Annotated in this window: 9 protein-coding genes and 1 pseudogene; 5 read left to right on the forward strand and 5 right to left on the reverse strand. The window is 68.8% G+C overall.

Annotation, left to right across the window (positions count from 1 at the left end; all coding sequences use genetic code 11):
* Positions 1 to 4 precede the first annotated feature (4 nt).
* Entirely contained in the window at positions 5 to 1,123 is a 1,119-nt protein-coding gene (gene serC / locus E4N62_RS37310; protein WP_230221661.1) for a phosphoserine transaminase, read from the forward strand.
* Between the two features lie 72 nt (positions 1,124 to 1,195).
* On the opposite strand, the gene E4N62_RS37315 is transcribed toward serC, so the two are convergent.
* From E4N62_RS37315 to E4N62_RS37325, 3 genes are all read right to left on the reverse strand, one after another.
* Positions 1,196 to 2,818, reverse strand: a complete 1,623-nt coding sequence (locus tag E4N62_RS37315; protein WP_230221747.1) for an alpha/beta hydrolase — start codon at positions 2,816 to 2,818, stop codon at positions 1,196 to 1,198.
* Positions 2,819 to 3,100: 282 nt separating this feature from the next.
* Complete coding sequence (locus E4N62_RS37320) at positions 3,101 to 3,976, reverse strand: ABC transporter permease (protein WP_230221662.1); 876 nt, start codon at positions 3,974 to 3,976, stop codon at positions 3,101 to 3,103.
* Positions 3,973 to 4,953: an ATP-binding cassette domain-containing protein gene (locus E4N62_RS37325; protein ID WP_230221665.1), complete on the reverse strand. Its 981-nt coding sequence runs from the start codon at positions 4,951 to 4,953 to the stop codon at positions 3,973 to 3,975. The genes E4N62_RS37320 and E4N62_RS37325 overlap by 4 nt, the downstream gene beginning before the upstream one ends.
* A gap of 323 nt (positions 4,954 to 5,276) precedes the next feature.
* On the opposite strand from E4N62_RS37325, the gene E4N62_RS37330 reads away from it, so the two are divergent.
* The gene (locus E4N62_RS37330; RefSeq protein WP_230221667.1) at positions 5,277 to 5,981 is read left to right on the forward strand and encodes a TetR/AcrR family transcriptional regulator; all 705 of its coding nucleotides are present in this window, start codon (positions 5,277 to 5,279) and stop codon (positions 5,979 to 5,981) included.
* 109 nt (positions 5,982 to 6,090) lie between these two features.
* Here the strand turns inward: E4N62_RS37330 and E4N62_RS37335 are convergent, their stop codons facing one another.
* The gene (locus tag E4N62_RS37335) at positions 6,091 to 7,155 is read right to left on the reverse strand and encodes a WD40 repeat domain-containing protein (protein ID WP_230221669.1); all 1,065 of its coding nucleotides are present in this window, start codon (positions 7,153 to 7,155) and stop codon (positions 6,091 to 6,093) included.
* A gap of 310 nt (positions 7,156 to 7,465) precedes the next feature.
* Between E4N62_RS37335 and E4N62_RS37340 the strand changes: the two genes are divergently transcribed.
* The 3 genes and pseudogenes from E4N62_RS37340 to E4N62_RS37350 all read left to right on the forward strand — a co-directional run bounded on the left by E4N62_RS37340 (position 7,466) and on the right by E4N62_RS37350 (position 10,182).
* Positions 7,466 to 8,149 (forward strand): GDSL-type esterase/lipase family protein, encoded by a 684-nt coding sequence (locus tag E4N62_RS37340; RefSeq protein ID WP_230221671.1) that lies wholly within the window; start codon positions 7,466 to 7,468, stop codon positions 8,147 to 8,149.
* Positions 8,150 to 8,478: 329 nt separating this feature from the next.
* Positions 8,479 to 9,033, forward strand: a complete 555-nt coding sequence (locus E4N62_RS37345) for a hypothetical protein (protein ID WP_230211862.1) — start codon at positions 8,479 to 8,481, stop codon at positions 9,031 to 9,033.
* A 16-nt stretch (positions 9,034 to 9,049) separates the two neighbouring features.
* Positions 9,050 to 10,182: pseudogene (locus E4N62_RS37350) on the forward strand (IS630 family transposase).
* A 24-nt stretch (positions 10,183 to 10,206) separates the two neighbouring features.
* Here the strand turns inward: E4N62_RS37350 and E4N62_RS37355 are convergent.
* Positions 10,207 to 10,699 (reverse strand): transposase (locus E4N62_RS37355; protein ID WP_374117158.1); only part of this gene is annotated, 493 nt, incomplete at its 5' end.

The following is a 10,699-nucleotide window of genomic DNA, read 5'->3' on the forward strand; positions in this document are numbered from 1 at the left end:
CGGCGTGGCTGATATCCAGATCCCCGCTGACATCAAGCCCGCCGACGGACGTTTCGGCGCGGGCCCCTCCAAGGTGCGGACGGAGGCGCTGGACGCCCTGGCCGCGACCGGTACCTCCCTGCTCGGCACCTCCCACCGCCAGGCCCCGGTGAAGAACCTGGTCGGCCAGGTCCGCGCGGGCATCAGCGAGCTGTTCTCCCTCCCCGAGGGCTACGAGGTCGTCCTCGGCAACGGCGGCTCCACGGCGTTCTGGGACGTCGCGACCCACGGCCTGATCGAGAACAAGAGCCAGCACCTGACCTTCGGCGAGTTCAGCTCGAAGTTCGCCAAGGCCGCGAAGCTCGCCCCCTGGCTCGCCGAGCCCACGGTCGTCTCCTCCGACCCCGGCACGCACCCGGAGCCGACCGCCGAGGCCGGCGTCGACGTCTACGCCTTCACGCACAACGAGACCTCCACCGGTGTCGCCGCCCCGCTCAACCGCGTGGCCGGCGCCGACGACGGCGCCCTCGTCCTGGTCGACGCCACCTCCGGCGCCGGCGGCCTGCCCGTCGACATCACCGAGACCGACGTCTACTACTTCGCCCCGCAGAAGTCCTTCGCCTCCGACGGCGGCCTCTGGATCGGCGTCTTCTCCCCGGCCGCCATCGAGCGCGCCGAGCGGATCCACGCCTCCGGCCGCCACATCCCGGAGTTCTTCAGCCTCCCGACGGCGATCGACAACTCCCGCAAGAACCAGACGTACAACACCCCGGCCCTCGCCACCCTCTTCCTGCTCAACCAGCAGCTGGAGTGGATCAACGGCCAGGGCGGTCTGAGCTGGTCCACGGCCCGTACGAAGGACTCCTCGACCCGGCTGTACACCTGGGCGGAGGAGAGCAAGTACGCGAGCCCCTTCGTCACCGACCCGGCCAAGCGGTCCCAGGTCATCGGCACGATCGACTTCTCCGACGAGATCGACGCCGCCGCCGTCGCCAAGGTCCTGCGCGCCAACGGCATCGTCGACACCGAGCCGTACCGCAAGCTCGGCCGCAACCAGCTCCGCGTCGCCATGTTCCCGGCGATCGACCCGGCGGACGTCGAGGCCCTCACCAAGTGCGTCGACTATGTGATCGAGAAGCTGTAACACCGCCTCGTACGACGCCGAAGGGCGCCCGGCAGCATGTGCCGGGCGCCCTTCTCGTTCGTTACCGCGCGGTCAGCCCCGGAAGCCGAGGATGCCGTGCAGGGTCTCACCGCTCGTCGCGGCGTTCCCCGGTGCCGTGCTCAGCGTCGACTGCGCCGACTGCTCCGCGGCCGCCGGCTTCGGGTCGGGCAGCTTCTTGCAGGTGGCGTCGGCCGCGCCCTTGCCCCGCGGCACCTTGCCGTTGGTGAGGTAGGTCGCCAGGTACTTGTCGAGGCAGCTGTTGCCGCTCAGCGTGATGCCGTGGTTGCCGCCACCCTGCTCGACGACCAGGCTGGAGTTCTTGAGCAGCTTGTGGACGGTGACACCGCCCTGGTACGGGGTGGCCGCGTCGTCCGTCGCCTGGAACAGCAGCGCCGGCGGGATCTTGGAGTTGGCGACGTTCACCGGCTTCAGCGACTTGGTCGGCCAGAACGCGCACGGCGCGTTGTACCAGGCGTTGTTCCAGGTCATGAACGGGGCCTTCTTGTAGACCGCCCAGTTGTCCTTGGTCCACTTCTTCCAGTCGCGCGGCCAGGCGGCGTCACGGCACTGGACCGAGGTGTAGACGCTGTAACCGTTGTCACCGGAGGAGTCGACGGCCGCGAAGTTCTGGTACGCCTCGACCAGCGGGTCGGAGTTCTTGTCGCCGACGTAGGCGGCGAACGCCTCGGCGAGGAACGGCCAGTAGCCGTTGTAGTAGCCGCCGGGGAGGAAGGTGTCCTCCAGCTCGGAGGCGCCCACCTTCACCGAGCCGCCGACCGGCTTCTTGGCGAGGGCGGCGCGCATGGCGTACCACTTCGCCTCGATCTTCTTCGCGTCGGTGCCGAGCTTGTAGGTGGCGTTGTGCTTGGCGACCCACTTCATGAACGCCTTGTGCCGCTTGTCGAAGGCGTAGTCCTGGTCGAGGTTGTCCCGGTACCAGACACCCGTCGGGTCGACGATCGAGTCGAGGACCAGGCGCCGCACCCGCGTCGGGTACAGCTTGGCGTAGACCGCGCCGAGGTAGGTGCCGTACGAGTAGCCGAAGTAGTTGATCTTCTTGGCGCCGAGGGCCTTGCGGATCGAGTCCAGGTCCTTCACGGCGCTGATCGTGTTGATGTACGGCAGGACGTCCTTGTGCTTCGTGCCGCAGGCCTTGGCGAAGTCCTTGGCCCGCTTGACGTTCGCCTTCTGTATCGCGGCGGTGCTGGGCACGGAGTCCGGGCGCACCGGGTCGAAGTACCCGGGCTTGCAGTTCAGGGCGGGCTTGCTGGCACCCACGCCACGCGGGTCGAAGCCGATGACGTCGTACTGCGCCGCGACCTTCTTCGGCAGCGCGGAGGCGACGAATCCGGCCAGGGTCAGACCGCTGCCGCCGGGGCCGCCCGGGTTGACCAGCAGCGGGCCCTGGTACGTCTTGGAGGTGTGCGGCACCCGGGACAGCGCCAGGGTGATCTTCTTCCCGCTCGGCTTCGCGTAGTCGAGCGGCACCTTCACCGACGCGCACTGCAGCGTCGGGTAGTTGTCCGTGGCGCACTTCTTCCAGGAGACCTTCGCGGCGGCGGCCTGGACGGTGTTGCTCGCGGCGGACGCCCCACTGGCGTTGGCGGGGACGGCACTGACCGTCCCGGCCAGAACCACGATGGCACCGCTCAACACGGCTGCGCTTCTTCTCATAGACATCTCTCAGAACGATGAGGGGGGTTCAGGTCCGCGAGGTACGCGGCCCGTGCCGCATGTTTCCTGAAGAGCACCCCACACACGCACTCATTAGACGAAGACTTGACCGAATTGAGCCATTGGATCCACTCAAGAACCTCACAGAATGGGGCACTTGAAGCCATCCGGGACACAGGTGAGCAAGGACATCACCTGATACACCTGACGCCCCTGAAGGTGCTTCGCGCGCCCCACTGCCCCCGTACGGCCCCCGAGTCCCCACGCCCCGGGGGCCGTACGTCACCGGCTCAGCTTCTGGAACCTCCGTACCGCCAGCGGCAGGAAGATCAGCGTGAGCACCACCGGCCACACCCCGGCCATCAGCAGCGCGTTCTGTTCGATCCAGGAGTCGCCGACGACCGGGTTGCCGAACAGGTCGCGGGTCGCGGCGGCCGTGGAGGAGATCGGGTTCCAGGCGGCGATCCAGCCCAGCCAGTCGGGCATGAGCTGCGGGGCGACGAGGATGCTGGAGATCATGGTCAGCGGGAACGCGACCGCGAAGAGACCGCCCGCCGCCTCCGGGTTGGGGACCAGCAGTCCCAGCCAGACGCCGATCCAGATGAGCGCGAAGCGCAGCCAGAGCAGCAGACCGAAGGCGGCCAGGAAGCCGAGGCCCGTGTCCGGGCGCCAGCCCATCGCGAGGGCGGTCAGCATCATGATGGCCAACTCGGCGCAGGCGACGAGGAGATCGGTGATCCCCCGCCCCGCCACCACCGCCGACGGCGCCATCGGCATGGAGCGGAACCGGTCGATGACCCCCTTGGTGGCGTCGTAGACCACCAGCGTCGCCGTGTTGATGAACCCGAAGGCCATCGTCATCACGAACATCCCCGGCATCAGGAAGTCCCCGTAGTCCCCGCCACCCGGCACCTGCATGGCGCTGCCGAAGACGTAGCCGTAGAGCAGGACGGAGAGGATCGGGAAGCCCAACTGCCAGGCGATGTTGACCGGTTGGCGCCGGTAGTGGGTCAGGCCGCGACGGACGATGTTCCAGACGTCGGCCAGCACCCAGTACGTACGGCCGTGCCCGCTCGACACGTCCAGGTCGACGGCGCTCGTGGCGACGGTACTGGCGGTTGCGGTACTGGCGGTGGCGTTCGGATCGACGGTGGTCATGCGGCGGCCCCCTTGCCGTTCTCGTCGGTCTTCTCCGTGCGGTGGCCCGTCAGGCGCAGGAACACGTCGTCCAGGCTGGGCCTGCGCAGGCCGATGTCCTCGACCCTCACGCCCTCGTCCTGGAGGGTGCGGGCCACCTCGGTGAGGGCCGAGACGCGGTCGGTCACGGGCGCGTGGACCCGCAACTCCGTGTCGTCCGACTCCGGTTCGCCGTCCGAGACGCGGGCGACGACCTTCACCGCGCGCGGGATGTCGGCGCGCTCGGCGACGACGACCTCGATGCGGTCGCCGCCGACCGCGCTCTTCAGCCCGTCCGGGGTGTCGTCCGCGATGGCCCGCCCCTGGTCGATGACGGTGATGCGCGAGGCGAGCCGGTCGGCCTCCTCCAGATACTGCGTGGTGAGCAGCACGGTCGTACCGCTCGCTACCAACGCCCGTACGGATTCCCAGACTTCGCCCCGGCTGCGCGGGTCGAGGCCGGTCGTCGGCTCGTCGAGGAAGAGGACGGACGGGGCGAGGATCATCGAGGCGGCGAGGTCGAGCCGGCGCCGCATGCCGCCGCTGTACTTGCCGACGCCCAGGTCGGCCGCGTCGGTGAGGTCGAACCGGTCGAGCAGCTCGACCGCGCGCAGCTTCGCCCGCTTCCCGCCGAGGTGGAGCAGCCGCCCGAACATCTCCAGGTTCTGACGGCCCGTCAACACCTCGTCCACGGCGGCGTACTGCCCCGTCAGCCCGATACGGGCCCGCACCTCGCGCGGGTGCCGGGCCACGTCGAGGCCGGCCACCGTCGCCCGGCCGCCGTCCAGGCGCAGCAGCGTGGAGAGGATGCGTGCGGCGGTGGTCTTGCCCGCGCCGTTCGGGCCGAGGAGGCCGTGCACCGTGCCTTCGCGGACGGTGAGGTCGAAGCCGTCCAGCGCGCGTTTCTCCCCGTACCGCTTCTCCAGACCCTCGGCCCGGACCGCGTACCCGTCACTCATGAGTCCCCCTCAACAGACTTCCGTCAAGAACTGGGTACACCGTACCCGATTTCGCGTACGACGTACCCAGTTTTTTCGCGAGCACCTAAACTCGGACTCATGACAAGGGGCGAGAGCGCTACGGCGGGCGGCGCGGCAGGTGCTGGGGCGGGCGGTACGGCAGGCACGGCGGGGGCGGTACGGCAGGCGGTACGGCAGGCGGCACCACCGTCGGTACGGAGACCAGCGGCAGCGGCGACATCGTCCGCACCCAGCAACTGCTCTGGGACACCGGCCCGCGCCCAAGTCGCGGGCCCAAGCCGGGGCTCACCCTGGAGCGGATCGTGGAAGCGGCGGTCCGGGTCGCCGACACGGAGGGGCTGCACGCCCTCTCGATGCGCCGGGTCGCGACCGAACTCGGCACCGGCACCATGTCCCTGTACCGCTACCTCCCCGGCAAGGGCGAACTGCTGGACCTCATGCTCGACCGCGTCCAGCGGCCCTCCGAGAACCCCGCCGACCTCGGCGACGGCGGCTGGCGCTCCGCCCTGGAGGCCATGGGGCGCGCCACCCTGGCCCTCTACCGGCGCCACCCGTGGCTGCTCCAGGTCAACCAGTCCCGCCCCGTCCTCGGGCCGAGCGCGCTGGACGGCATGGAGAAGATCCTCTCCCGCATCAAGTCCATGGGGCTGAGCGACCCCGAGCTGATCTCCGCGGTCGTCGCCGTGGACGGCTATGTCGTCGGCGCGGCCCGTACGCAGCTCTACGCGGAGGAGGCGGAACACCGCACGGGCCTCACCGACACGGAGTTCTGGCAGGCCCAGGCGCCCATCCTCGAAGAACTCATGCGCTCCGGCCGCTACCCCCTCCTGGCCGGCCTCTCCGAGGACTCGTTCGGCTCGGACTTCGACCACTTCGAATTCGGCCTGCAACGCATGCTGGACGGACTGGAGGTATTCGTGAACAGACGCCGCGAGACCGCGGAGGGCGCGGGTGCGGGGGGCACGGAAGGCGCGGGAGCCGGAGGCGCCGGAGTCGACGGGGCGTAGTCGGCGGCGCGGAGGTCGGGCGCGCGGGTGACGGCCACGAACGAAACCGGCGGCGCGAAGGCCGCGGATCTGGAGGCCGGTTGAGGGAGGTCGGGTGGGTCAGGGTAGGTCAGGCGGACGGGCGGCGCAGGAGGCGGCGGAAGCCCCATACGACGACCACCGCGCCGGCCACGGCCAGTGCGCCGACCTTGACGGTCGAGCTCGTGCCCTCGCCGTCCGCCTGCGCCGTACCGGAACCGTCACCGTCGGAGGAGGACGACCCGGAGCCGCCGCTCCCGGAGCCGCCGCCGGGCACCTCCCGCGCCACGACGGAGCTGCCGGACCCCTCACTGCCGTACATGATCTTCGAGCCGTCGGTGCGGAAGGTCACCGACTCCCCCTGCCGCTGCAGCGGCACGCTCAGCCGCTCGGCCTTCTTGATCTTGCCGCCGTTCCAGTCGTAGAGGATGCCGCCGAAGTACGCGCGCAGGGCCAGCTGCTTGCCGTCCGGCGAGAACGCGCCGTCGGTGACCTCCAGGTCCGGGACGGACGCGACCTTCTTGAACACGTTGGTGCCGGACGCGGACAGCTCCGCGGGCCCCTCGTACAGCGATCCGCCCGCCTCGTTCTTGTCGGCGATGTACACCCGCCCGGTCTTCGGATGCACCATCAGCGCCTCCGCGTCCCGCGCCCCGTCCTCGTACTTCACGACGTACTGCGTCGCCTTGAGCGTCTGGTCCTTCAGCTCCTTCGGCTCCGGCAGCTCGTAGATCCACACGTACGCCCAGGTGCCGCCGAGGTTGTCGCCGATGTCGCCGACATACAGCTTGTTGCCGGGGCCCATCGAGATCGCCTCGACGTCCCTCGGGGTGCCGACGCCCGTCAGGGTGACCGTGGCGACCGTCTCGCCCGTCTCGCTGTCGACCGCGTACAGGAACGCGCCGTCGTCGCTGTCGTTGTGGGTCCAGTAGACGCCCGGGTGCTGCCGGGACGCGGCGAGACCGCTCGACTCGGTGATCCGCGAGTCCTGCATCGTGAACCCGTCGTCGTCGGCGAGAGCGGGCGTGGCCGGGAGGACGGCGAGCAGGATCGCTGCGAGACCGGCGAGACCGACGAAGCCGGTGCGGGCCGCGCGGAACCGGCGGAGGGACGGGGGCGGTTGAGGGGCGACGGCGCATGGGGCCAAGCCTGCCATCTCGCTCCGCTGGGTGGGGTGGGGAGCGCGGTGGGGGCTGGCGAGTCGTTCGGGTGCGGGTGCGGTGGGGGCTGGTCGCGCAGTTCCCCGCGCCCCTGAAAGCGGGGCTGCGCCCCTGCTTTTCGCCCGGGAGGGAGGCCCTCAAGGGGCGCGGGGAACTGCGCGAGAAGCCCCCACCCAGCCGCACCTGTCGAACCCTCCGCGCCCCGCCGATCCCGAAATCCGAGCCACGACCCATCACGTGGCCAGATTCACAGCCCCGTCGGCCGCCCACCCCTACCACCCGGTAGCGATCGTTCATGATGAGCGGATGCTCAGGTTCATGCCCGTAGGCGACTCCATGACGATCGGCAGCGCGGGCGAACACACATGGCGCTTCCGGCTCTGGCAGCACCTGCGCGCGACGTACGACGGCCCCTTCAAGATCGTCGGGCCGCGCGAGACGCTCTACGACAAGGCGACGGACTCCCCGACGTCGTACGAGTACGCCGACACCGACCCGCGTTTCCCCCGCGCCCATCTCGCGGGCTGGGGCGAGGGCTGGCTCCACATGGCCCCGCTGATCGCCGACGCGGTCCGCACCCACCGCGCCGACGTCCTCCTCGTCTCCCTCGGCCTCATCGACCTGGGCTTCTACACCAACGCCGAGCAGACCGCCGAGAACACCCGCCGCTTCGTCGAGGCCGCCCGCGAGGCCGCACCGCACATCCGTATGGTCCTCCTGCCGGTCACCCCGAACATCCGCGCCGAGTCCGACGCCCTCTTCGCCGCCCAGGTCACCCGCTTCAACGAGCTCCTCGCCAAGACGGCCGCCGACCTCGACGAACCCCGCTCGCCTCTCCTGCTGGCCTCCCCGCCCTCGTCGTACGACATCCACTGGGACACCTACGACGGCACCCACCCCAACGCCTCCGGCGAACACAAGCTGGCGGCGACCTTCGCGAACGCGATGCACGAGGCGTGGGGGCTCGGAGGCCCCTACGAGGAGCCGTAGCCTCCGCGCCCCGTTCGTCCGTCGCGTCCTCGTCACCGTGCGTATCGTTGTACTGCGCGGCCGTCCTCGGTCGAGGGGCGGCCGGGGAGGAGCGCCACGATGACCGTCCTTGAAGACAGGATCGCGATGGCCGAGAGCGACGCACTTCAGTTCGCCACTTGAGCCAACCCCACAAACAAGGTGCCCGACACGACACCACCCCCCCACACTCACTCCCACTCACCCGCGACCGCAGCACCGGCGGCGGTTGAGGACGTCGGTCAACACGGCCCGCGCTAAGTTGAGAATCCTTGGACCGGCGGGCTGCTCTTCCGCCTAGGGTCTCGATCATGTTCAAGTCAGGGGTGGGGTTCCTCGCGTTGTTCGGGCTCGGCTGGTGGCTGCTGGGCTCGAGTGCATTCGACGGGTTGATGCAGCAGGTCCTGGCCGTAGTCGGCTGTGCCGTCATGGTGGGGCTGATGCTCGCCGCACGCCGTTTCCTTCCCTCGTCGGCAGGGGGACCGTTTCCCGTTGACCGACGTCGGCGGTTCAACCAGATCAACGGGCTCCAGTGGCTGCTGATCATCGCCATCGCCGCAGTCTGCCGTCACGTCGGGGTGCCGGTGCTCATTCCCCCGCTGATCGCGGTTGTCGTCGGGCTCCACTTCCTGCCGTTGGCGGCGGTGTTCGAGCAGCCCCGACTGCGAATACCGGCGGCCCTGTTGATCGCTTCCGGGGCGACGGGCATGACCGTCTGGCTCACGAACGGCCCGGACGAGAGCGTTCGCCTCGTGGTGGGCCTTATTTCTGCGCTCTCCCTATGGGGCATGGCGATATGGACAGTCGCAGGGGCGGCATCCGCTGCCGATCAAGGGGCAGGAAATGAGGGTTCTGGCGGCGCGTGACTGGCACCCTGTCTTGGTGGCAGAGCGAGTACGCGTGCGTGAGATCGACGATGACGAGGGGCGGCGGCTGCTGCGGATCATCCGCAGGGGCACCGGGTCGGTGGTGACCTGGCGGCGGCCCAGGTGGTCCTGCTGGCCGCTCAGGGTATGCCGGTGGCGAAGATCGCCGAGGTCACGTTCACCAGCGCCGACCGGGTCCGCGATGTGATCCACAACTTCAACACTGACGGCTTCAACTCGCTCTACCCGAAGTACAAGGGCGGGCGCCCGAAGACGTTCACGCTGCCCGAGCGCCGCGAGATCAAGAAGATCGCCAAGTCCAAGCCGACCGAGCACGACCTGCCGTTTTCCGCCTGGAGTCTGACGAAGCTGGCGGACTTCCTGGTCGCCGAGGGGGTGGTCGACGACATCAGCCACGAGGGCCTGCGCATCCTGCTCCGCGAGGAAGGCGTCTCCTTTCAACGCCTGAAGACCTGGAAGACCTCCCGCGATCCCGACTACTCGGCCAAGAAGGCCCGCGTCGAACACCTCTACGCTATCGCCGACGGCGAGGTCATACCCGAAGAGGGAGAGCCCGAAGCCGTCTTCTGCATGGACGAGTTCGGGCCGCTCAACCTGATGCCCCACCCCGGACGGCAATGGGCCGAACGCGGAGGCAAGCACAAAAACCCCGCTCGCGAGCCACGCCGGCGGCGCCGGGCGACCTACAACCGCTACGGCGGAATACGTCACCTGTTCGCGGCCCTGGACCTGACGAAGAACAGGCTCTACGGGCACATCAAGCCCATCAAGAAACGCACGCAGTTCCTGGAGTTCTGCCGCTACCTGCGCAGCCTCTACCCGCCCGACGTCCGTATCGCGATCGTCTGTGACAACTTCTCCCCGCACCTGACAACGAAGAAATGTCAGCGCGTCGGCACCTGGGCAGCGGCGAACAACGTCGAGATCGCCTACACCCCCACCAACAGCTCCTGGCTGAACCGGATCGAGGCCCAGTTCACCGCCCTGCGGTATTTCACCCTCGACGGCACCGACCACGCCGACCACAAGGAACAGGGCAGCATGATCCGCCGCTACATCATCTGGCGAAACCGGCATGCCAACGACCAGCACCTCCGCGCCGTCGTCGACAGGGCAAACGTTGCCTGACGCGGCACTAGTAGACTGTCGCGGCTAGTTTTTGGGATAGAGGTGGCGCAGTTTGATGCGTGCGTCGTGGGTGGTGAACTGCCAGTTCACCTGACGCTGGTCGGTGTTGGTGGCGTTCTGCCAGGCTGAGAGTTCGGTGTTGAGGGTGTCGAGGTCGCTGATCCGGCGGTCGAGGCATTGCCGGGTCAGTGCGGAGAGTTCGATCTCGGCGATGTTGAGCCATGACCCGTGCTTGGGCGTGTGGTGGATCTCGAGGCGTTGGGCCAGGGCGAATGCCTCTTCGGGTTCGAACGCCTCGTACAACGAGGCGATGTTGTGGGTGTTGAGGTTGTCCATCACCAGCACCACGGTCTCGGCGTCGGGGTAGTCCACGCTCAGTAACTGTTTGACCTGGTAGCCCAGTCGATCCGGGTCCGCCGGGACAGTGCCTGACGCGACGCCACCCGCGCAGGGGTTCGACCCACGAAGATCGAGGACGTGCCGCAGCGGATGTACTCGCTGTCCTGGCGGGCGTCGT

Source organism: Streptomyces sp. MNU76 (genome assembly GCF_020982545.1).
Taxonomy (GTDB): domain Bacteria; phylum Actinomycetota; class Actinomycetes; order Streptomycetales; family Streptomycetaceae; genus Streptomyces.

Bases quoted from the DNA above. Each gene is read 5' to 3' on its own strand.
- E4N62_RS37315 (WP_230221747.1), bottom strand. From the start codon at position 2,818: ATGAGAAGAAGCGCAGCCGTGTTGAGCGGTGCCATCGTGGTTCTGGCC.
- E4N62_RS37320 (WP_230221662.1), bottom strand. From the start codon at position 3,976: ATGACCACCGTCGATCCGAACGCCACCGCCAGTACCGCAACCGCCAGT.
- E4N62_RS37325 (WP_230221665.1), bottom strand. From the start codon at position 4,953: ATGAGTGACGGGTACGCGGTCCGGGCCGAGGGTCTGGAGAAGCGGTAC.
- E4N62_RS37335 (WP_230221669.1), bottom strand. From the start codon at position 7,155: ATGGCAGGCTTGGCCCCATGCGCCGTCGCCCCTCAACCGCCCCCGTCC.
- E4N62_RS37340 (WP_230221671.1), top strand. From the start codon at position 7,466: ATGCTCAGGTTCATGCCCGTAGGCGACTCCATGACGATCGGCAGCGCG.
- E4N62_RS37345 (WP_230211862.1), top strand. From the start codon at position 8,479: ATGTTCAAGTCAGGGGTGGGGTTCCTCGCGTTGTTCGGGCTCGGCTGG.